Below are 21,927 nucleotides of genomic sequence, written 5' to 3'. Positions count from 1 at the left end.
TCGGATCGCGCTGCATGTCCCTATAACCGCTACGCCGTTGGCGTGACCGTTGCCCCATGCCGTACGTCACCACAGTTGTGGCACAAGCGGCATTCCGACACCGGCCAAATGCGCGGCCCAACTGTTACAAGGCCAATTGCCTTACAGGATTATCAATGAGCACCGAAGGATCTACCGAAGCCGCAGTCGAGCTTGACCCTCAGCCCGTCAACCGAGAGGTCACTGCCGTTGTCGAGCCGACCATTGAAGTGGTCCCTGCGCTGGAACCCCACCATCCGGCCCCGCACATCGCCGCAGTGCCCAATCTGGATGACAGCAGCCTTTACATTCATCGCGAGCTGTCGCAACTGCAGTTCAACATCCGAGTGCTGGAACAGGCGCTGGACGAGTCCTATCCGCTCCTTGAGCGGCTCAAGTTTCTGCTGATCTTTTCCAGCAACCTGGACGAGTTCTTCGAAATTCGCGTCGCCGGGCTCAAGAAGCAAATCACCTTCGCTCGCGAACAGGCTGGCGCTGACGGGCTGCAGCCCCATCAGGCGCTGGCGCGTATCAGCGAGCTGGTCCATGGCCATGTGGATCGTCAGTACGCGATTCTTAACGACATCCTTTTGCCGGAGCTTGAAAAGCATCAGGTGCGCTTCATTCGCCGGCGCAACTGGAACGCCAAGATCAAGGCCTGGGTACGTCGGTATTTCCGTGACGAGATTGCCCCGATCATTACGCCAATTGGCCTGGACCCGACTCACCCGTTCCCGCTATTGGTCAATAAGTCGCTCAACTTCATCGTGGAGCTGGAAGGTATCGATGCCTTCGGTCGCGATTCAGGTCTGGCCATCATCCCGGCACCGCGACTGCTGCCGCGTATCATCAAAGTGCCTGAAGACGTTGGCGGCCCAGGGGACAACTACGTGTTCCTGTCGTCGATGATTCATGCCCATGCCGATGACCTGTTTCAGGGCATGAAGGTCAAAGGCTGCTACCAGTTCCGCCTGACCCGCAACGCCGACTTGGCGCTCGACTCCGAAGACGTGGAAGACCTTGCGCGCGCATTGCGTGGTGAGTTGTTCTCCCGCCGTTATGGCGACGCGGTGCGGCTGGAGGTGGCAGACACCTGCCCGAAACTGCTATCGGATTACCTGCTCAAGCAATTCAACCTGAGCGAGACCGAGTTGTACCAGGTCAACGGTCCGGTGAACCTCACGCGGCTGTTCAGCATTACCGGTCTGGACAGCCATCCCGAGCTGCAATACATGCCGTTCACCCCGGCGATCCCCAAGCTGCTGCAAAACAGCGAGAACATTTTCAACGTGATCAGCAAGCAGGACATTCTGCTGCTGCATCCCTTTGAATCCTTCACGCCGGTGGTGGACCTGCTGCGTCAGGCGGCGAAAGATCCTCACGTACTGGCCGTGCGTCAGACGCTGTACCGCAGCGGTGCCAACTCGGAAATCGTCGACGCACTGGTGGATGCCGCGCGCAACGGTAAGGAAGTCACCGCCGTCATCGAACTGCGCGCCAGGTTCGACGAAGAATCGAACCTGCAACTCGCGAGCCGCCTGCAAGCGGCTGGCGCGGTGGTGATCTATGGCGTAGTGGGTTACAAGACTCACGCAAAAATGATGCTTATCTTGCGGCGTGAAGCGGGCGAGATCGTCCGATACGCGCATTTGGGCACCGGCAACTACCATGCGGGTAACGCGCGCCTGTACACCGACTACAGCCTGCTGACATCTGACGATGCGTTGTGCGAAGACGTCGGCAAACTGTTCAGTCAGTTAATCGGCATGGGCAAAACCCTGCGCATGAAAAAGCTGCTGCATGCGCCGTTCACGCTCAAAAAAGGCATGCTCGACATGATTGCCCGAGAGACGCAATTCGCGTCCGAAGGCAAGCCCGCGCACATCATTGCCAAGTTCAACTCGCTGACCGATCCGAAGATCATCCGCGCGTTGTACAAGGCCAGCCAGACCGGGGTCAAAATCGACCTCGTGGTGCGTGGCATGTGCTGCCTGCGCCCTGGCGTGCCAGGCGTCTCGCACAACATCCAGGTGCGCTCGATCGTCGGCCGCTTCCTTGAGCACACCCGAGTGTTCTACTTCCTCAACGGCGGCGACGAGCAGATGTTCCTCTCCAGCGCCGACTGGATGGAGCGCAACCTCGACAAGCGCGTCGAGACCTGCTTCCCGGTTGAGGGCAAGAAACTCATCTTAAGAGTGAAGAAAGAACTGGAGGGGTATCTGACCGACAACACCCACGCCTGGCTGCTGCAGCCAGACGGGCGCTACCTGCGCAGCACCCCGACCGGCAATCAGAACGCCCGCAATGTGCAGGCGATGCTGTTGGAAAAGCTGAGCAACCCGGTCCTCAGCGTACGTTGAGGACGATGCCGACTCGGGTCAGCCACTCCGCTTCCAGCGCGAAGTCGGCCTGAGTCAGCTGGTTGTTTTCCAGCCAGCCATCCGGGAACACGATGTCCAGGGTGTGATCGTTGGCGGTAAGCACAGGCTGCGGCATCTCTTGGGTGCCGCGGATGTGGTGGAACAGGATCGCGAAACGCAGCAATACGCACAGACGGATCAGCTTGACGCCTTCGTTGCCGAATTCGGCAAATTTATCCTTCGGAATATTGCGACGATGCCCGCGCACCAGCAGCGCGAGCATCTGTTGGTCTTCGCGTGAGAAGCCAGCAAGGTCCGAGTGCTCGATCAAGTAGGCTCCATGCTTGTGGTAATGATAGTGAGCGATGTCCAGCCCCACCTCATGCACCTTTGCCGCCCAGCTCAATAACTCGCGGTACGCTTTGTCTTCCAGGTCCCAGGCCTTGGCCACTTGCTCCAGTGCCGACAGCGCCTTGCGCTCTACGCGAGCGGCTTGCTCCAGATCGACGTGATAGCGCTCCATCAGCGAGCTGAGCGTGCGTTCGCGCACGTCTTCGTGATGATGGCGACCCAGCAGGTCGTAGAGCACGCCCTCGCGCAGCGCGCCCTCACAGTGGTCCATGCGCTTGAGGTCGAGGGCGTCGAAAATGGCTTCGAGAATCGCCAGGCCCGCCGGGAAGATCGCCCGGCGGTCAGGCTTGAGGCCTTCGAAATCGATCTTGTCCACTTCGCCCAGCTTCATCAGCTTGCGCTTGAGCCAGGCCAGGCCTTCGGCATTGACCTCGCCACTGCCGTGACCGCCTGCCTTTAAGGCCAGGCCGATGGCGCGAATGGTCCCGGACGAGCCGATAGCCTCATCCCATGTCAGACGATGCAGCGCGTGCTCAATGCTCATGATTTCAAGGCGCGCCGCTGTGTAGGCCTGTGCGTAGCGCGCCGGCGTGATCTTGCCGTCCTTGAAATAGCGCTGGGTAAAGCTGACACAGCCCATCTGCAGGCTTTCGCGCAGCAACGGCTCAAAGCGCTGGCCAATGATGAATTCGGTACTGCCGCCGCCAATGTCGGCGACGAGGCGTTTGCCAGGCGTGTCGGCCAACGTATGGGACACGCCCAGATAGATCAGACGCGCTTCTTCACGGCCCGAAATGACCTCCACCGGATGGCCGAGAATTTCTTCGGCGCGGTGGATGAACTCGTTGCGATTACGGGCTTCTCGCAGGGCGTTGGTGCCGACAATGCGCACAGCGCCGGGCGGCATGCCATTGATCAGTTGGGCAAAGCGCTTGAGGCAGTCGAGCCCGCGCTGCATGGATTCTTCGCTGAGGCGGCGGTCGTCGTCGATCCCCGCGGCCAGCTGCACTTTCTCACCGAGCCGCTCCAGGATGCGAATTTCGCCCTGATTGGCTTTGGCGACAACCATATGGAAGCTGTTGGAGCCCAGGTCGATCGCGGCGATCAGCGAGAGGTTTTTGGCTGTGGATAGCGGCATGGTCAAAAGATCTCGGTCGATAACGCCGACATCGTGCCACGATCCATCACCTTCGCCAAACCGGCAACGCATTTACGCAGGATTCAGCGGGACCGCAGCCAGTACGACGAGACGCCTGCAGTGTTAGTGGGACCGGCTTCAGCCGGGAAGAGGCCGGTGTGCGCGCCCTCAATCCTGCAAACTACTGCTGACGTCTTCCCGGCTAAAGCCGGTCCTACAACTTGAGCCACAGGCAGCCCCACAGGATGCACTCGGTATCTTGGTAGGACCGGCTTCAGCCGGGAAGAGGCCTGTTTGTGCGCCATCAATGTTGCGGTGTGACACCTGACGCCTTCCCGGCTAAAGCCGGTCCTACAGTTTGAGCCGAAGCTGTTCTTTCAGTCGGGCTCACGCCTGCTCAACCGACCCGATGAAATTCGCCAGTTCGGGCGTTTTCGGGTTGGCCATCAGTTCTCGTGGGTCGCCCACTTCATGGACTTTGCCCTGGTGCATGAACACCAGTTTGTCACCGACCTCTCGGGCAAAACGCATTTCGTGAGTCACCATGATCAGCGTCATGCCGTCTTTGGCCAGCTCGCGAACCACAGCGAGCACCTCGTTGACCAGCTCAGGATCCAGAGCCGAGGTGATCTCGTCGCAGAGCAGCACCTTGGGCGACATGGCCAAGGCACGCGCAATCGCGACGCGTTGCTGCTGACCACCCGAGAGTCGGTCAGGAAAGGCGTCGAATTTTTCGCCCAGGCCCACGCGATTCAGCATCTCCTTCGCAAGCCTGGTTGCTTCCGCTTTGGATGTTTTTTTCACCACCTGCGGCGCGAGCATGACGTTTTCGCCGACCGTGAGATGCGGGAACAGATTGAACTGCTGAAAGACCATGCCGACCTTCTGCCTCAGGCTGCGCAGGTCAACCCGCGCGGCGTCCAGGTATTCGCCATCGACCTCGATTACGCCGTCATTGATCGACTCCAGCCCGTTCAACGTGCGCAGCAGCGTGCTCTTGCCCGAACCGCTTCGCCCGATGATTGCCACGACCTGGCCTTCCTCGACGCTCAGGTCGATACCCTTGAGCACATGATGGTCGCCGTAATACTTGTGCAGGGCGGAAATTCTAAGCAGAGGCATGAAGTCTCCTTTCCAGGTAGCGCGCGCTGAGCGACAACGGATAGCACAGCAGGAAGTAGCCCAGGGCGACAAAGCCGTAGACCATGAAAGGCTGAAACGTGGCGTTGGCCAGCATGCCCCCCGTTTTGGTCAGCTCCGTGAAGCCGATGATCGACGTAACCGCAGTGCCCTTGACCACTTGCACCGAGAACCCCACCGTCGGCGCGACGGCGATGCGCAGCGCTTGCGGCAGAATCACGTAGCGCAACTGCTCGAACGGCGTCAGGGCCAGGCTGGCGGACGCTTCCCACTGCCCATTGGAAATCGACTCTACGCAGCCGCGCCAGATTTCAGCCAGATAGGCGCTGGTGAACAGCGTCAACGCCAGGGCTGCTGCAAGCCAGGGCGAGATATCGATGCCCATCAGCGCGACGCCGAAAAACACCAAGAACAGCTGCATCAACAGCGGAGTGCCTTGGAACAGCTCGATGTAACCGCGCGCAAGCCTGCGCGGCGCGGCTTTCTCGGAGATGCGCATCGTCATCACCAGCAACCCGATCACGCCACCGCCGATGAACGCCACCAGCGACAACGCGAGCGTCCATTGCAGCCCGGTCAGCAAGTTGCGCACGACGTCCCAAAGGGTGAAATCCATCAGCGACTCCTCGCGATATAGCGCCGGCCAATCCAGGCCAGCAACTGACGCACAAGCAGCGCCATACACAGGTAGATCAGCGTGGTAATGATGTAGGTCTCAAAGGCGCGGAAGTTGCGCGACTGAATGAAGTTGGCCGCAAAGCTCAGCTCCTCGGTGGCGATCTGCGAGCACACCGCCGAGCCGAGCATCACGATGATGATCTGGCTGCTGAGCGCCGGCCAGACCTTGCCCAGCGCCGGAACAAGCACGACGTGGCGGAAGGTTTCGAAGCGAGTCATTGCCAGCGCGGCTGACGCTTCAATCTGACCGCGTGGGATGGCTTGCACGCCCGCGCGGATGATTTCTGTCGAGTAAGCGCCGAGATTGATGACCATCGCCAGTACAGCGGCCTGCCACTCCGATATCTGCAGACCCAGCGACGGCAGCCCAAAGAAAATGAAGAACAGCTGTACCAGAAACGGGGTATTGCGGATCAGCTCGACGTAAACACCGAAGATCGCTGAGAACGGCTGAATCTTCCACGCCCTGACTATCGCCCCCACAATTCCGACACTGACGCCCAACAGGGTGCCAATAGCGGTGAGCTCCAGCGTAAACAACGCGCCACGCAAGAGCAGGTCAGCGTTCTGCAAGACCGGAATAAAGTCGAACTGATAAGCCATTCAGAAGCCTCGACGGTCGGTGATCAGAGATCGGCAGGCAATGGCTGCTTGAGCCAGGTCTGCGCGTTTTTCTCCAGAGCGCCGTCTTTCTTCGCTGCTTCAAGAATCTCGTTCACTTTGGCAAGCAGCTCCGGCTGGCCTTTGTTGACGCCTACATACACGGGGGAATCCTTGAGCTTGACCTTCAGCTCAGGGATGCGCTTTGGGTTCTTCTCGCTGATGGCGACCATGACCACGTTGCCACTGGCGATGAGGTCAGTCTGCTTGGCCAGATAGGCCGCGATGGTGGAGTTGTTGTCCTCAAAACGTTTGATTGTGGCTTCCTTCGGGGCGACGGCTGTTAGCTCGATGTCCTCGATGGCGCCGCGGGTCACGCTGATGGTTTTACCTTTCAGGTCGTCCACGCTTTTGATTGCAGCTTCGGGCGGACCAAATACGGCGAGGTAAAAGGGGGCGTAGGCGCGCGAAAAATCGATGACCTTTTCGCGGTCCGGGTTCTTGCCCAGGCTGGAAATCACCAGATCAACCTTGCCGGTGGTGAGGTACGGAATGCGATTGGTGCTGTTGACCGGCGTCAGCTCCAGTTTGACTTTCAGCTGGTCGGCGATGAGTTGCGCCGTATCGATGTCCAGACCTCGCGGTTTCATGTCAGGTCCCACCGAGCCGAACGGCGGGAAATCCTGTGGCACAGCGACTTTCAGGGTGCCGCGGGTGGTTACATCATCCAGACCATTCGCATGAGCGGGGGCCTGGCCGAGCATCAGGCTGGCAAACAAGGCGGCGAGCAGGGCGCTGTAACGCTTGGTCATATGATGTCTCCGATCAATCAATGTGCAGGCGAAGCCCGGGTGAGTCCGAGCTCCAGTGCACAGCCCATGCCAGCGGTTCGCTCATCACCGTGGAATGCGGCGTCAAGGCGTGATCCGGTCTAACTGGTCTGAACAGTACGCCTCGATGGCCGCCCCCCTTTGGCGCGCTCGCAATGCCCGGCGCCCCTCGCTTGGGCGTGACTTGCGGGATGAGTGCGATGGCGCTACAAGGGTTTTTTCCTACGGTTTACGCTGACTGATCGCCATGCATCCAAGCCCTGTAGCAGTGCCTGAAGCCGCCTTCATGGCGATCCGAAAATTGATCGCCGAGCAGGGCTATGGTCCCGGCGATAGCCTGCCGTCGCAGCGAGATCTGGCAATCCGTCTGGGCGTCAGTCGCGCCTCATTGCGTGAGGCGTTGTCATCGCTGAGCGCGTTGGGTCTGATCAGTGTGCAGCCCGGCAAAGGGGTCTTCGTGCAGGCGGTTCGCGAGCCACAAAGGAGCACGGGTGGATTCTCATGGCCATATGCAGCGCAGGCCTCGCCGACTGAGACCTTTCAGCTGCGTTATGCGCTTGAGGGCTTTGCGGCAGGCCTGGCTGCGGTAACGCTAACCGCCGACGAGCGCGATGTGCTGGAAGACAATGTCGAATCCATGCGCCTTGAACTCAAGGCTGGAGATTTTGACAGTGCGGCCCGGCTGGATTTTGATTTCCATCGGCGCATCCTGGTCGCGAGTGGAAATCAGGCCATTCTGGGCATCGTTACCCGCAGCGCCGATATCTTTCTGGAGAGCCAGAAGCTGCCCTTCATCCGCGCGGGCAGGGCGATGGAAACCTGGCAAGAGCATCGCAAGATTCTCCGGGCGCTGGCGAGAAACGCCTCTGGCCCGGCACAGAAAGCCATGCAGGAGCATATCCGAGGCGCGGCGTTGCGCACCGGCATTGTGTTCGTCGCACCGACTGCATAACCCGGTGCAATTAAGGCGGTAATGCCGAGTCATAGCTAGAGACAATGAGCCTCGTCTTCCTGTCACCGCGTGACACAGTTATGATGGCCCACGTTTTTTTGCCTATGACCTCGGAGAAATCTCATGAGTAACGACCTGATCAAACACGTCAGCGACGCGAGCTTCGACGCCGATGTCCTGAAGGCTACCGGCCCGGTACTGGTGGATTACTGGGCTGAATGGTGTGGCCCGTGCAAGATGATTGCGCCGGTTCTGGATGACCTCGCTACCCACTACGATGGCAAGCTGACCATCGCTAAACTGAACATCGACGAAAACCAGGAAACCCCCGCCAAGCACGGCGTCCGTGGTATCCCGACCCTGATGCTGTTCAAGAACGGTGAAGTCGCCGCGACCAAGGTTGGCGCACTGTCCAAGTCTCAGTTGCAAGCGTTCCTCGACGCCAACATCTGATGACGATATAGCCCCGCAAATCGCGGGGTTTTTTTCAGGCGTCGTACTAGACGCTCGGAAAATCAAGTGGTACATTCGGCCCCGCAACGGCTTCTCCGTTGCCCCCTGCTAGCCGTCGCCGACGCTCTCCTTTCGATTTGCACGCGATCCTGTCGCCTTCTCTGCGGCGCGGCCTCATTAAGCCAAAAGCTTAATTTCCCCCTCCATACATGATTACGTCATTCCTATATGAACCTGACTGAACTCAAGCAAAAGCCTATTACCGATCTGCTCGAAATGGCCGAACAGATGGGCATAGAAAATATGGCCCGTTCGCGCAAGCAGGACGTAATTTTCTCCCTGCTGAAGAAGCACGCGAAAAGCGGCGAGGAAATCTCGGGTGACGGCGTGCTGGAGATCCTCCAGGATGGCTTCGGCTTCCTTCGTTCTGCAGACGCCTCCTACCTCGCCGGCCCTGACGATATTTACGTCTCGCCCAGCCAGATCCGCCGATTCAACCTTCGCACGGGCGACACCATTGTCGGCAAGATCCGTCCACCGAAGGAAGGCGAGCGTTACTTCGCACTGCTCAAGGTCGACACCATTAACTTCGACCGTCCAGAAAACGCGAAGAACAAGATTCTGTTTGAAAACCTGACACCGCTGTTCCCGACCATTCGCATGAAGATGGAAGCCGGTAACGGTTCCACCGAAGACCTTACCGGTCGCGTGATCGATCTGTGTGCTCCGATCGGCAAAGGCCAGCGTGGCCTGATCGTTGCTCCGCCCAAAGCGGGCAAGACCATCATGCTGCAGAACATCGCGTCGAACATCACCCGCAACAATCCCGAAGTCCATCTGATCGTTCTGCTGATCGATGAGCGTCCGGAAGAAGTGACCGAAATGCAGCGCACCGTGCGCGGCGAAGTGGTCGCCTCCACCTTTGACGAGCCACCCACCCGTCACGTGCAGGTCGCCGAAATGGTGATCGAAAAGGCCAAGCGCCTGGTTGAGCACAAAAAAGACGTGGTCATCCTTCTCGATTCTATTACCCGCCTGGCTCGTGCCTACAACACCGTCATTCCAAGCTCCGGCAAGGTCCTGACCGGTGGTGTCGACGCTCACGCCCTCGAGAAGCCAAAGCGTTTCTTCGGTGCGGCTCGAAACATCGAAGAGGGCGGCTCGCTGACTATCATCGCCACCGCGCTGGTTGAAACCGGCTCGAAGATGGACGAAGTGATCTACGAGGAATTCAAAGGCACCGGCAACATGGAGCTGCCTCTGGATCGCAAGATCGCCGAGAAGCGCGTCTTCCCGGCCATCAACATCAACCGCTCCGGCACGCGCCGCGAAGAGTTGCTGACCGCCGATGACGAGCTGCAGCGCATGTGGATTTTGCGCAAGCTGCTGCATCCCATGGATGAAGTCGCTGCCATCGAATTCTTGATCGACAAGCTGAAACAGACCAAGACCAACGATGAGTTCTTCCTGTCGATGAAGCGCAAGTAACACCTGCGTTTGTCCAAGAAAGGGCGCCTTGAAAAAGGCGCCTTTTTTTTGCGCCACAATCCGTGCGAATGATTTGTATCTGGATTGGTACGTGGGCTGCTGTAAACTGTCGCGCGTCTACATGCACAGGCCTGGCGTGGCAGGCATCAGGGCGGTCCTTGGCCAACAAGCAGTTGATCGGACACGTTCTTGGAAGCGTCTTGTGTCTGGCTGGAGGTGTTGCGTCGAGCCGGGATATGAGCCCCTGTGGATAGAATCGGATCTCTCTCAAGCAGTAAGGGACGTTATGCACACTTTCGGCAGCCGCCGTGACATTGACGGATTGCGGGCGCTGGCCGTTATTCCGGTTGTACTCTTTCATTTCGGTATCAGCCCGTTCAGCGGCGGCTTCGTCGGTGTTGATGTCTTTTTCGTTATTTCCGGCTTTCTGATCACCGGAATTCTCTATCGCGAGATCAATGCTGGGCGCTTCAGTTTCGTAGATTTTTGGGCGAGGCGGGCACGGCGTATTCTGCCGGCGCTGAGCGTAGTATTGCTTGCGACTTTGGCACTGGGTTGGCTGCTGTTTACCGACAAGGATTTCTCCGAGCTTGGTAGAACGGTCCGTTATCAATCACTGTTCATATCAAATATCTTATTCATGCGTGAGGACGGTTACTTTCAGCCAGCCTCAGAGCTAAAGCCGCTTCTCCATACATGGTCGCTCGCCGTAGAGGAGCAGTATTACGTCTTCTTCCCGCTATTGATGGTGCTATTAGTGCGCCATGTTCGCCATTGGCGCTGGATGCTACTTGCACTTTTGTTTGTCTCTTTTGGACTGAATATCCTCTGTATTGAACGCAAGCCTGATTTTGTGTTCTTTTCCCTCCCATCGCGTGCCTGGGAGTTGTTATGCGGAGCGATGCTCGCTGTTCTTCCAGTGTCCAGAGCCCCGAAACCCTGGGTTCGCCAGGCCACAGCCATCGCTGGATTGATTGCGGTGCTCTTCGCTGTTTTTACCTTTGACAGAACTACAGCATTCCCGGGCTGGGCCGCGGTGGTCCCCGTCCTCGGCGCAGCAGCGCTAATATGGTCCGGTGCCCAGGGCACGACATGGGTCGGCCGTTTGCTTAGTGTGCGGACATTGGTATGGACAGGCCTGCTGTCCTACTCTCTCTATCTCTGGCACTGGCCGGTTTACGTATATGCCAACGCAATTTCAAGCGATGGTATTCAGCCCTTGGAGGCTGCTGGATGGATCCTGTTGTCCTTGGGCATCGCATGGTTGAGCTGGCGTTTTGTAGAACTCCCGTTTCGCGAGAAGCAACTGCTTGGTGGGTCAAAGTCCGTCCTTGTGGCTGGTTTGATCGCGATAGGAGCGTTCGCTTTGTTGGGTAGTTTAGTGCGCTCTGCAGATGGCTTTCCCCAGCGCATGACGGGTAAGGAGCTTGCCTTCGCGAAAGCCCGAACATGGCGAGCTGGTCAACTCGATTGCATGTACGTTTCGTCCGACAAAACCCTGGACCGTGCATGTCTGATAGGTGAGAAACCCGATGTCATACCCCGCCTGATGGTTTGGGGCGACAGTCATTCTGCAGCGCTCATGCCCGCGTTAAAGATTGCCTCCGGCGAAGTCGGACAACCAGTGTGGCTCTACAGCATGAGCGGCTGTCCTCCGATACTTAGCGATGATCCTCGCCAACGGTGCAGGGATTTCAATGACCGCACGATGCAGCAGGTCCGACGCCTGGGTATCAAGGACGTTCTGCTTGCCTCCAATTGGACGCTCTATGTTTATGGTCGCGAAGACGGTGACAAAAAGGTGCTGCTCAACCAGCACGATGATCAAGCGCAGGCAGAGGCGCGAATGGAGCGCGCCTTGCGGGCGCGTGTTGTTCAGATAAGGGAGGCTGGCGCCCAAGTTTGGCTGTTCAAAGAGGTGCCGCAGCAACAAAAGGGCTCCGTCAGTCGACTAACAAGTCTGGAGCGGATCGGCCGCTCGACCAGCGGCCTGGGTCGTCCGGCGGCTGATTACCTTGCACGGGAGAGCTTTCTCAACAAGCTCTTCGATTCCATGAGCGAGGCCGATTCTGGCGTCCATGTGATCGATCCTTATCCGATGATGTGTGAGGGTGGTATTTGTCATGTCGAGATCGATGGTCAATCTCAATATAAGGATGACGGACATTTATCCGACGCTGGCGGCGCCCGGTTAAGCCCGCTGTTCATCCCGATGCTGCGCAGCAGAGCGGAAAATTGATCAAGCTGTACGTCGATCAAGATGTTTCGCGGTCAGAGCAGGTAGGATGTGCATCTATTTAATGAGTGGCCGGGTCGATGAAATTCAAGGATTTACGGGATTTCGTGCAGCAGCTTGAGCAGCGCGGAGAGTTGAAACGCATTCAGGTACCCATTTCCCCAGTGCTGGAAATGACCGAAATCTGCGACCGGACCCTGCGTAGCAAGGGCCCGGCACTGCTGTTCGAAAAACCTACAGGTTTCGATATCCCGGTGCTCGGCAATCTGTTCGGCACGCCTGAACGGGTGGCGATGGGCATGGGCGCCGAATCGGTTTCAGAGCTGCGCGAGATCGGCAAGCTCCTGGCGTTTTTGAAAGAGCCTGAACCCCCAAAGGGCTTGAAGGACGCCTGGTCCAAGTTGCCTATCTTCAGAAAAGTCATCGCCATGGCGCCCAAGGTCGTAAAGGATGCGCCTTGTCAGGAGATCGTGATCGAGGGCGACGATGTGGACCTTGGCATGCTGCCGGTGCAGACCTGTTGGCCGGGCGACGTAGGTCCGCTGATCACCTGGGGCCTGACGGTCACGCGCGGGCCTAACAAGGAACGGCAGAATCTCGGCATCTATCGCCAGCAGGTGATCGGCCGCAACAAGGTGATCATGCGTTGGCTCAGCCATCGCGGTGGTGCGCTGGATTTCAAGGAATGGTGCGATAAGCACCCGGGCGAGCCGTTTCCTGTCTCTGTGGCACTGGGCGCTGATCCGGCAACCATTCTCGGGGCGGTGACACCTGTACCTGACAGCCTGTCTGAATACGCATTCGCCGGTCTGCTGCGAGGCAATCGCACCGAGTTGATCAAATGCCGTGGCAATAACCTGCAAGTCCCGGCCAGCGCGGAAATTGTGCTGGAGGGTGTGATTCATCCCGGCGAGATGGCGGATGAGGGGCCGTACGGCGACCACACCGGCTATTACAACGAGGTCGACAGCTTTCCGGTCTTCACGGTCGAGCGCATCACACACCGCATCAAGCCGATCTATCACAGCACTTACACCGGCCGGCCGCCTGACGAGCCTGCCATTCTGGGCGTTGCGCTGAACGAAGTGTTCGTGCCGATCCTGCAAAAGCAGTTTCCGGAGATTGTCGACTTCTACCTGCCGCCGGAAGGATGTTCGTACCGCATGGCGGTGGTGACGATCAAAAAGCAGTACCCCGGCCATGCCAAGCGCGTGATGCTGGGCGTTTGGTCGTTTCTGCGACAGTTCATGTACACCAAGTTCGTTATCGTCACTGACGACGACATCAATGCCCGTGACTGGAACGACGTCATCTGGGCGATCACCACGCGCATGGACCCCAAGCGCGATACGGTGATGATCGACAATACGCCAATCGACTATCTCGACTTCGCCTCGCCGGTCTCTGGGCTGGGCTCGAAGATGGGGCTCGACGCCACCCATAAATGGCCTGGCGAAACCACCCGTGAATGGGGTCGTGCCATCGTCAAGGATGAAGCAGTGACCCGCCGGATCGATGAACTCTGGACACAGCTGGGAATTGATTGATGCGTGTAACCTTGCAGCCATCGGGCGCAGTCATTGAAACATTGCCAGGTGAGCGGATTCTCGACGCCGCCCAACGTCTGGGCTACGAATGTCCCCAGAGCTGCCGCAATGGCAACTGCCATATCTGCTCAGCGCTGCTGGTTGAAGGCAGCGTCGAGCAGGCCGGAGAGCTTCGCAGCCATGGCGAAATCTTTACCTGCCTTGCAGTGCCTCAGGAAGACTGCGTGGTGCTGTGGGACAGTGTGTTGCCGCTCGGCGAGTTGCCGGTGCGCAAGTACGCATGTCAGGTCAGCGAATGTGTCGAGGTGGGCGGTGATGTCTGGCGGGTGATGCTTCGCGCACCTGCGGGCAAGCCGCCGCGCTATCACGCGGGTCAGTACCTGATGATCAATCGGGACGACGGTGAAAAGTCAGCCTTCTCCATGGCTTCTGCGCCGGAAAGCGGGCGAGATCTGGAAATTCATGTGCTGGCCCGTGAGGCGAGTGCGCAAAATCTGATCAAGCAGCTGCAGCGTGATGGCATGGCGCACGTCGAGTTGCCTTTCGGTGATACCCACTTGGGCGAGTTGCCGGACGGCCCGCTGGTTCTGATCGCAGCAGGCACCGGCATGGGGCAGATGCACAGCCTCATCGAACATTGCCGCTCGAAGGGCTTTGCGCACCCGGTACATGTGTATTGGGGAATGCGCCGTCCGGAAGATTTTTACCAGCTCAAGCATTGGGATGAATGGCAGACGCTGCCTAACCTTTTTCTGCACAAAATCGTCAGCGATCTGTGCGGTTGGGAAGGTCGCTGCGGAATGCTGCATGAGGCGGTCTGCGAGGACTTCAGCGATTTGAAGTCGCTTCATGTCTACGCCAGCGGCTCTCCGGCCATGGTCTATTCGACGCTGGACGCGCTTGTGCTCGCGGGAATGGATGCGCACCAGATGCGGGCGGATGTCTTCGCCTACGCGCCGAGGCCTTAAGTCTTATAGCAGAAAGTGGACAGAGGATTGCATGCCTGTTTGTCAGATAGCGGTTTCTCTGACGTGACCAGCACGTCAGGGACCGAGTCTCATGGTCACATGCCTGCAATGCCGTCTGATTGTTCATTCGTTGTTGCCAGACCCGTTTCATAAGTGTTCAGCGTTGCACTGGCGTCAGTCTTGCCAGTGGGGGGAACCAGATGGGGAATCAAATCAATATCCTGGCCGAGGCCGTCCACGACGGCTTGGGGTTGGCCTACCCGCCAGTTATCGACCTTGGGCCGAAACTGACTCGCGAACAGCTCCTCGCTTCCATCCATGCCACGATGAGCCGCCACCAGGGCGGACCGATCTGGCTGTTCGCATATGGATCTTTGATTTGGCGACCTGAGTGCAACGCTGTGGAACGCCAACGAGGCCGAGTACATGGCTATCATCGCGGGCTTTATCTCTGGTCCCATGAGCATCGCGGCACACCCGAGCAACCTGGGCTGGTATTCGGTTTGGACCGTGGCGGCTCCTGCAGTGGCTTCGCGTACCGTTTGCCTGAAGAGGACATTGACGAGTCACTGCTCGCCCTGTGGCAGAGAGAAATGCCATTCCCTTCCTATCGTCCGCACTGGCTCAATTGCCGGCTAGAAGACGGCACTAAGGTGCAGGCGTTGGGATTCGTACTGGAGCGTCACTTGCCCAGTTATGCGGGGAATCTGCCCGACAGTGTACTCACCCAAGTCCTGGCCAGCGCCAGCGGGCGATACGGCAGCACGTGGGACTACGTCGAGCAGACCATCCGTGCATTGCGCACACATGCCATGCCTGACTTGAGCCTGGAGGCACGATTCAAACGGTGCAGGCCGGCGTTGCTGGCTGTCTAGCCGTTTGGGATCGCTGTAGGAAGGCGCTTGCCCGCGGTGCGATTTCATTAACGCCACCTTGTCAGCTGGCCCATCGCATCGCGGGCAAACGCGCCCCTGTGCTTCACCCGCCAGCGCTACTTACGCGCGTTCTTCCCGTGACTGACTGGCTACCTGCTTGTGCCACAGCGTTGGCGCAAGAAACAGCATCGCCAGAATGCACGCGCCGACCAGCAGCACGAAACCGCCGTCCCATCCAAAATGGTCAACGGTGTAACCCATTAGCGCACTGGCCGCGACAGAGCCTCCGAGATAGCCAAACAGCCCCGTGAAGCCGGCCGCTGTACCTGCCGCTTTTTTAGGTGCCAGCTCAAGCGCCTGCAAGCCGACCAGCATGACCGGGCCGTAGATCAAGAAGCCGATCGAGACCAGCGCAATCATGTCGACGGTGGGATTACCTGGCGGGTTGAGCCAGTAAACCACTGTCGCGACGGTCACCAGCGCCATGAACACGATGCCCGTCAGGCCACGGTTGCCACGAAAGACCTTGTCCGACATCCAGCCGCACAGGAGCGTGCCCGGGATCCCCGCCCACTCGTAGAAGAAGTACGCCCAGGATGTCTTGTCGACGTCAAAGTGCTTGGCCTCCTTCAGATAGGTAGGCGCCCAGTCCAGTACGCCGTAACGCAGCAGGTACACAAAGACGTTGGCAAGTGCGATGTACCAAAGCATCTTGTTGCGCAGTACGTATTTGACGAAGATTTCCTTGGCGGTGAATTCTTCCTCATGGCTCGCATCGTAGCCTTCGGGGTAGTCGTTCTTGTATTCCTCGATCGGCGGCAAACCGACGGACTGCGGCGTGTCGCGCATGGTGATGAAGGCGAACAGCGCGACGAACAGGGCAACGGCAGCGGGTACATAAAAAGCCGCGTGCCAGTCGTTGGTCCAGCCCAGCCCGAGCAGGAACAGCGGACCGATCAGACCGCCGCCGACGTTGTGCGCCACGTTCCACACCGAGACCACGCCGCCGCGTTCCTTCTGCGACCACCAGTGCACCATCGTGCGCCCACTCGGCGGCCAGCCCATGCCCTGGGCCCAGCCATTGATGAACAGCAGAATGAACATGATCGTCACGCTGGACGTCGCCCAAGGTGCAAAACCGAAAACGAACATCACCAGCGCGGAAATAACCAGGCCGAACGGCAGGAAATAGCGCGGATTAGAGCGGTCCGACACCAGCCCCATCAGAAACTTCGACAAGCCGTACGCAATAGCGATGGCGGAGATGGCCACCCCGAGCTGGCCGCGGCTGTAGCCCTCATCGATGAGGTAAGGCATGGCCAGAGAAAAGTTTTTGCGCAGCAGGTAGTAGCCGGCGTAGCCAAAGAAGATACCTGCGAAAATCTGCCAGCGCAGGCGACGGTAAGTTTTGTCGACGTGCTCCTCAGGCAGTGGAGCCTGATGCGCGGCGGGTCTGAAAAAGGCAAACATCGGAACACCCCTTTTTTTATATTGTTATGCGAAACCGAATATTACATTTTCGTTACAGAAAACAGGAAGGCTTCTCATCGGATAAAAAGCAGTAAATTCGGGGGCGGGGCGAATTCCTTTGCGAACATCTACGTCTTGAGAAGTGCCTTGCCGGTGGGTTTGAGCAGTTGGGAGAGGTAAAAGTGGCCGCGTGTGCTCAGCACCCAGAAGTAGCTGGCCATTATCAACGCATAGGGGAATGATCAGGCTGGGTCAGCGTCAGAAGGTTTTCTACGCAGAAACGGGTGCTCAATACACCAGTACGTCGCGACACTCAGGCTGCTGGTCAACAGAATGATCAGCGGCAGATAGAGCAGGTAACTAACGGTATCGGATGACGCGAAGTCGTAGACATTCAGCAGGCTGAACAGGCTGTAAATGACAATGCCGTGCAGCAGGTAAATGCTGAAGCTGGCTTCGCCCAGGATCTTCAACCCCCGAACCTCCAGCACACCATGCAGGCTGTTACCCAATACGAACAGCGCGAATGGAATGCCAAGGATCAGCATCTGCAGCGTCGAGTACGATTTGAGCTTCATGCAGATCAGCAAGATTGCGATGGCGGTCAACGTACACCGCACACCCTTGAAGTCGATTCGCCATTGACGCATCCGCTCTTCAAAAACCGCAACGGCAATGCCGACGGCAAACAATTTGATGAATCGGTTATGAAAGTGGTGGTGGTATTCGCCCCAAAGACAGGCCAGTGTTATCAGCGCCACGGCCACTGCCAGTCCCGGAAGCCTGCGGCGAAGCAGGCAATACAGCACCGGCAGCGACAGATAAAACACCGCCTCATACAGCAGAGTCCATTGCACCGAGGCGTTGACTCGGACGGTTTCGGGGAAGCCATTGATGGGGCTGCCAATAAGAATCACCCAGCGGCCCAGCGCTTTGAGCGTCTCCATGATGGGTGCGCTGACGCCCGCAGATTGATACAACGCGATGGCTGTGATCAATGCGACGCTGAAGAGATACATCGGTAAGATCCGCCGCACCCTTGAAGACAGAATCTGCCGCCATTTGGGCTCGCTTCGGTAGACCTTCGCAGTAAACAGATAACCCGTGATCATGAAAAACAACGACACCGGAACTGTGCCCATGTTGTTGAGCACGCGGCTGTCGGTGGTTTCCCAGACCCCGTTGACGTGCCAGTAATAACTGACGATGAAATGGTGGACGATTACGGCAGTCGCCAGCACGCCACGCAGCCCGTCCAGCGACGAGACGCGATGAAGGGCATCCCGGGAAAGGATCGGCAGGCGTTGGGTCGCAAGGCAAAACAGCGTTATCGACAACATATACAGCGTTATCAGGATCAGGGTTACGGTCATCGACACTTCGTCCACGGCTTTTGTATTGAGGTCGATACTGAGCAGGTAGAGGCCCGCTGAGAGCCGGTGACGTCACGCGCAAACGCGCTGAAGAGGTAATGCGTACGCTAAGTCACGTCGGCATGTATCGGCGGTGAAATATACGGAAGCCGACACGCTTCGTCGCGCGCTGTTTCACCTGGCGGTGAGTTTAGGAGCCGTCCTACGCGACGCCCGGAACCATGGGCTGTTGCCACCAACATCTGGCCAAGAAGGACCGGTGGCGTTTTGTATGTTTGGCTCGTGGGGTGCTGTCGCAGCTCCCACAAGCAGGTCCACGTTATCAAATGCCAGCCCATCATTTGTCGACAGGTCTGGCTACTGTGATGTTCTATCTAACCCCAACCACCACCTTGCCCACCGCCTTGCGCTGCGCCAGCGAATCAATCGCTTCACCCGCCTGTTCAAGCGGATAAACCTTCGACACCAAAGGCTTCAACTTGCCCTCGCCGTACCAGGCGAACAGCTGCTGAAAATTCGCTGCATTGTCTTGTGGCTGGCGCTGTGCGAACGAGCCCCAGAACACGCCCACCACCGAAGCGCCTTTCAATAGCGCTAGATTGACTGGCAGTTCGGGAATGCGCCCGCTGGCGAAGCCAACGACCAACAGTCGACCGTTCCAGGCAATGCCGCGCACGGCTTGATCGAAGAGATCACCGCCGACGGGGTCATAAATCACATCGATGCCGTTACCGTTGGTGAGCCGCTTGAGCTCGTCCTTCAGATTGCTTTCGCTGTAGTTGATCAGTTCGTCCGCGCCTGCGTTCTTGGCAACCGCGAGCTTCTCTGCGCTGCTGGCGGCGGCGATCACGCGAGCACCCATGGCTTTGCCAATCTCGACAGCGGCAAGGCCGACGCCCCCGGAAGCGCCGAGCACCAGGAGGGTTTCGCCAGCCTGCAGATTGGCGCGCTGCTTGAGGGCATGCATGGATGTTCCGTAGGTCATGCTGAATGCGGCGGCGGTAGTGAAGTCCATCGTCTCGGGAATTGGCAGCACGTTGTACCCGGCAACCGCGATCTGCTCTGCAAAGCTACCCCAGCCTGTCAACGCCATCACCCGGTCGCCAACGCGTACATGGCTGACTTTTTCCCCAACTGCCGTCACGATGCCGGCAGCCTCTCCTCCCGGAGAGAAAGGAAATGGCGGTTTGAACTGGTACTTGCCCTCAATGATGAGCGTGTCCGGGAAGTTGACGCCGGCGGCGTGCACGTCCAGAAGAATCTCGTTTTTCTTCGGCTGCGGGCTGGGGATATCTTCCAGTACCAGATCTGCTGCGGGACCGAAGGCTTTACAGAGCACGGCTTTCATCGAGGGCTATTCCTTTTTCGGTGATGGCCGATAAGTACAGGTAGCGAGGTTGTGGGGTCAATGAGCATGCCCCGGCCTGATAGGTCTGCATAAGCTTGAACAAGCCATGCGGCGAAACGGATTGAGGAGTGGACTGTGAAAGCGTGGATTCTGATGTTGATGGCCTTGTCGATGCCTGTTGTGGCGCTGGCCGAAGAGGGTGGCGAGAAGGAGGACCCGAACAAGGTGTCCTATGTGGCACTGACGCCACCTTTCGTAGGTAACTACGCATTGGATGGCAACCCAAAATTGCATGTCTATAAAGCCGACGTTGCGCTGCGCGTGACGGGCGCTGAGGCTCAGAAGCTGGTGAAGCAGAACGAGCCGCTGATTCGTAACCAACTGGTTGCGCTGTTCACTCAGCAGACCGTCGACAGCATGGGCAACGTCGACGCCAAAGAGAAGCTGCGTCAGGAAGCGCTGAAGCAGACTCAACAGGTGCTGACTCAGGAGACTGGCAAGCCTGTGGTGGATGATCTGCTGTTCAACAACTTTATCGCGCAGTAATCCGGGTCTTCAGAGCACGGTGTTTCAAGCTCGCTGCAACCCGAGCACGGCGCTCCATTGCTCGGGTGTGACCGGCATCACCGACAAACGGCTGCCTTTTTGCACCAGTGGCAGCTGCTCCAGCGCGGCTTGTTGTTTCAGGAATCCAAGGCCCAGGATTTTCGGAAAGGCTTCAATGAACGCCACATCCAGAGCGCTCCAGGGATTTTTGGGCTCCGTGGCTTTTGCGTCGAAGTAAGCGCTTTTTTCGTCCAGCGCAGTGGGATCGGGATACGCAGTGTTGACGATCTCGCCGATGCCTGCGATGCCTGGCTCAGGGCAGCTGGAGTGGTAAAAGAAGAATTGGTCACCTACCGTCATTTCGCGCAGGAAATTACGGGCTTGATAGTTGCGCACCCCGTCCCAACGGGTCTGGCCGAGTTTTTTCAGGTCGTGGATCGAGAGCTCGTCGGGCTCGGATTTCATCAGCCAGTAGGCCATCTTTGAGGTTCCTGAGAAGGGTTGGGAAAGTTGTCCTACGCTTTGATGACAAACCGACAGTCGGCTGGCGCCAGTATTTGCGTGTTGCGTCATGTTGCCGCAGAATGCCGGCATTTTAAGGGCTGCACTGTCTGGCAGCCTTATTCAAACGTTATCGATGTCAGATTCTGATTCGTTACAAAGGGGCGATAAATGCGACGCAAGCCGGATGTACTGTGGGTTTTGGCTATTTTGTTCGGCTTGGGCATCGTCACCACGGGGTACGCGCAAAGCTTATGGGCCGCCAAAGCTGACGCGCCGGTCGAAATCACCCAGCAGCAACAGCCGCTTCGTCGCTGAGCCATTTCGTTTGCGCGCGTCTGTCATCTCTGAGGGATGCGCGCTTACAGACTAAAAATCCGCTTTACGCCAGATACCATCGCTTGTCTGTCACCGTTCCATTCAACGGAACATCCCAACTGGCAACCGCCAGCTTCCCGGTTTTCTGACACTCGTGGGCCATGCCCAGCAGCATCGGCTTGCGCCACGCTTTGCGGCGCGCCAGATACGCCAGGCTGCGGTCGTAGAAACCGCCTCCCATGCCAAGCCGTCCTCCGTCGACATCGAAGCCCACCAACGGCATCAGGACCAGGTCCAGCGCCCAGATTTTGCGCTGTGACCTGGGATTGATACGCGGCTCGGGGATTCGGAACCGGTTCGGCTTGAACTTCTCGCCACGCCGCACGCGCTGAAACACCATTTTCGTCCGTGGCCAGGCGCTGAGTACCGGCAAATACGTGGTCTTGCCGCGCTTCTGTGCTTCGCGCAGCAGCAGGCGAGGATCGATTTCACCGTCCATCGGAAGGTACAGGGAAACATGGCGGGCACGGCGAAAAAGCGGGTTTTGCGCGAGTTGTCGGTACAACGCCTGCGCCGCCCGTCGCTGTTCTGCGCGGCTGAGCGCGCGGCGATTTTGTCGCAGCAGACGGCGTAATTGTGGTCGGGAAAGGTTTGAAGGGTCTGGGAGGGAAGCGGCGCCGGAGGAGGGCATGCTGGCGGGTCCATCAGGCTTTGAAGGGTGATGTCGTGTAATCAGA

Annotated in this window: 21 protein-coding genes; 10 read left to right on the top strand and 11 right to left on the bottom strand. The window is 58.2% G+C overall.

The window, feature by feature from the left end; translation table 11 throughout:
- Window positions 1-155: 155 nt before the first annotated feature.
- Window positions 156-2,378 (top strand): polyphosphate kinase 1, encoded by a 2,223-nt coding sequence (gene ppk1, locus QRN48_RS06100; RefSeq protein ID WP_037016541.1) that lies wholly within the window; start codon window positions 156-158, stop codon window positions 2,376-2,378.
- Here ppk1 and ppx read toward each other — a convergent pair.
- From ppx to QRN48_RS06075, 5 genes are all read right to left on the bottom strand, one after another.
- The gene (gene ppx / locus QRN48_RS06095) at window positions 2,365-3,867 is read right to left on the bottom strand and encodes an exopolyphosphatase (protein ID WP_191944123.1); all 1,503 of its coding nucleotides are present in this window, start codon (window positions 3,865-3,867) and stop codon (window positions 2,365-2,367) included. The two genes, ppk1 and ppx, sit on opposite strands and share 14 nt — an antisense overlap.
- A 387-nt stretch (window positions 3,868-4,254) precedes the next feature.
- Window positions 4,255-4,989 (bottom strand): amino acid ABC transporter ATP-binding protein, encoded by a 735-nt coding sequence (locus QRN48_RS06090; RefSeq protein ID WP_285349451.1) that lies wholly within the window; start codon window positions 4,987-4,989, stop codon window positions 4,255-4,257.
- Window positions 4,976-5,626: an amino acid ABC transporter permease gene (locus QRN48_RS06085; RefSeq protein WP_191944289.1), complete on the bottom strand. Its 651-nt coding sequence runs from the start codon at window positions 5,624-5,626 to the stop codon at window positions 4,976-4,978. The genes QRN48_RS06090 and QRN48_RS06085 overlap by 14 nt, the downstream gene beginning before the upstream one ends.
- Window positions 5,623-6,288 carry an amino acid ABC transporter permease gene (locus tag QRN48_RS06080; protein WP_191944122.1) on the bottom strand — a complete coding sequence of 222 codons (666 nt, stop codon included), beginning with the start codon at window positions 6,286-6,288 and terminating at the stop codon, window positions 5,623-5,625. The genes QRN48_RS06085 and QRN48_RS06080 overlap by 4 nt, the downstream gene beginning before the upstream one ends.
- A gap of 23 nt (window positions 6,289-6,311) precedes the next feature.
- Window positions 6,312-7,097 (bottom strand): transporter substrate-binding domain-containing protein, encoded by a 786-nt coding sequence (locus QRN48_RS06075; RefSeq protein WP_191944121.1) that lies wholly within the window; start codon window positions 7,095-7,097, stop codon window positions 6,312-6,314.
- 265 nt (window positions 7,098-7,362) lie between these two features.
- Here QRN48_RS06075 and QRN48_RS06070 point away from each other — a divergent pair, with 265 nt between their 5' ends.
- The 6 genes from QRN48_RS06070 to QRN48_RS06045 all read left to right on the top strand — a co-directional run bounded on the left by QRN48_RS06070 (window position 7,363) and on the right by QRN48_RS06045 (window position 14,759).
- Window positions 7,363-8,067 carry a FadR/GntR family transcriptional regulator gene (locus QRN48_RS06070; protein WP_191944120.1) on the top strand — a complete coding sequence of 235 codons (705 nt, stop codon included), beginning with the start codon at window positions 7,363-7,365 and terminating at the stop codon, window positions 8,065-8,067.
- Between the two features lie 123 nt (window positions 8,068-8,190).
- A complete protein-coding gene (trxA, locus tag QRN48_RS06065; protein WP_037016532.1) occupies window positions 8,191-8,520 on the top strand; it encodes a thioredoxin TrxA in 330 nt (109 codons plus the stop codon).
- Window positions 8,521-8,748: 228 nt separating this feature from the next.
- Window positions 8,749-10,008, top strand: coding sequence for a transcription termination factor Rho (gene rho, locus QRN48_RS06060; protein WP_037016529.1), 1,260 nt, complete (start codon window positions 8,749-8,751; stop codon window positions 10,006-10,008).
- Between the two features lie 286 nt (window positions 10,009-10,294).
- On the top strand, window positions 10,295-12,247 hold the full coding sequence (locus QRN48_RS06055; RefSeq protein WP_191944119.1) for an acyltransferase family protein: 1,953 nt from the start codon (window positions 10,295-10,297) through the stop codon (window positions 12,245-12,247).
- Between the two features lie 77 nt (window positions 12,248-12,324).
- Window positions 12,325-13,791, top strand: coding sequence for a 4-hydroxy-3-polyprenylbenzoate decarboxylase (gene ubiD, locus QRN48_RS06050; RefSeq protein WP_037016525.1), 1,467 nt, complete (start codon window positions 12,325-12,327; stop codon window positions 13,789-13,791).
- Complete coding sequence (locus QRN48_RS06045) at window positions 13,791-14,759, top strand: CDP-6-deoxy-delta-3,4-glucoseen reductase (protein ID WP_191944117.1); 969 nt, start codon at window positions 13,791-13,793, stop codon at window positions 14,757-14,759. The genes ubiD and QRN48_RS06045 overlap by 1 nt, the downstream gene beginning before the upstream one ends.
- A gap of 95 nt (window positions 14,760-14,854) precedes the next feature.
- On the opposite strand, the gene QRN48_RS06040 is transcribed toward QRN48_RS06045, so the two are convergent.
- Window positions 14,855-15,079: a hypothetical protein gene (locus tag QRN48_RS06040; RefSeq protein WP_285349565.1), complete on the bottom strand. Its 225-nt coding sequence runs from the start codon at window positions 15,077-15,079 to the stop codon at window positions 14,855-14,857.
- Between QRN48_RS06040 and QRN48_RS06035 the strand changes: the two genes are divergently transcribed.
- Window positions 15,005-15,634, top strand: a complete 630-nt coding sequence (locus QRN48_RS06035) for a gamma-glutamylcyclotransferase (protein ID WP_285349560.1) — start codon at window positions 15,005-15,007, stop codon at window positions 15,632-15,634. The genes QRN48_RS06040 and QRN48_RS06035 overlap by 75 nt on opposite strands.
- Before the next feature lie 120 nt (window positions 15,635-15,754).
- Here QRN48_RS06035 and glpT read toward each other — a convergent pair whose 3' ends face one another.
- The 3 genes from glpT to QRN48_RS06020 all read right to left on the bottom strand — a co-directional run bounded on the left by glpT (window position 15,755) and on the right by QRN48_RS06020 (window position 19,825).
- Window positions 15,755-17,104 (bottom strand): glycerol-3-phosphate transporter, encoded by a 1,350-nt coding sequence (glpT, locus tag QRN48_RS06030; RefSeq protein WP_037016518.1) that lies wholly within the window; start codon window positions 17,102-17,104, stop codon window positions 15,755-15,757.
- A 242-nt stretch (window positions 17,105-17,346) separates the two neighbouring features.
- On the bottom strand, window positions 17,347-18,477 hold the full coding sequence (locus tag QRN48_RS06025; protein ID WP_285349442.1) for an acyltransferase family protein: 1,131 nt from the start codon (window positions 18,475-18,477) through the stop codon (window positions 17,347-17,349).
- A gap of 370 nt (window positions 18,478-18,847) precedes the next feature.
- Window positions 18,848-19,825, bottom strand: coding sequence for an NADPH:quinone oxidoreductase family protein (locus QRN48_RS06020; RefSeq protein ID WP_285349440.1), 978 nt, complete (start codon window positions 19,823-19,825; stop codon window positions 18,848-18,850).
- Window positions 19,826-19,960: 135 nt separating this feature from the next.
- Between QRN48_RS06020 and QRN48_RS06015 the strand changes: the two genes are divergently transcribed.
- A complete protein-coding gene (locus QRN48_RS06015) occupies window positions 19,961-20,371 on the top strand; it encodes a flagellar basal body-associated protein FliL (RefSeq protein ID WP_037016511.1) in 411 nt (136 codons plus the stop codon).
- Window positions 20,372-20,395: 24 nt separating this feature from the next.
- On the opposite strand, the gene QRN48_RS06010 is transcribed toward QRN48_RS06015, so the two are convergent.
- Entirely contained in the window at window positions 20,396-20,851 is a 456-nt protein-coding gene (locus tag QRN48_RS06010) for an EVE domain-containing protein (RefSeq protein WP_285349437.1), read from the bottom strand.
- Between the two features lie 192 nt (window positions 20,852-21,043).
- Between QRN48_RS06010 and QRN48_RS06005 the strand changes: the two genes are divergently transcribed.
- Window positions 21,044-21,190 (top strand): hypothetical protein, encoded by a 147-nt coding sequence (locus QRN48_RS06005; protein ID WP_152597700.1) that lies wholly within the window; start codon window positions 21,044-21,046, stop codon window positions 21,188-21,190.
- 64 nt (window positions 21,191-21,254) lie between these two features.
- Here QRN48_RS06005 and QRN48_RS06000 read toward each other — a convergent pair whose 3' ends face one another.
- Window positions 21,255-21,881, bottom strand: coding sequence for a 5-formyltetrahydrofolate cyclo-ligase (locus QRN48_RS06000; protein WP_285349435.1), 627 nt, complete (start codon window positions 21,879-21,881; stop codon window positions 21,255-21,257).
- Window positions 21,882-21,927 lie beyond the last annotated feature (46 nt).

The sequence above is a fragment of the Pseudomonas sp. ME-P-057 genome (genome assembly GCF_030208975.1).
Taxonomy (GTDB): Bacteria; Pseudomonadota; Gammaproteobacteria; order Pseudomonadales; family Pseudomonadaceae; genus Aquipseudomonas; species Aquipseudomonas lutea.
Note: the sequence above shows the minus strand (reverse complement) of the source record. Positions and strands in the feature narration are given on the sequence as shown.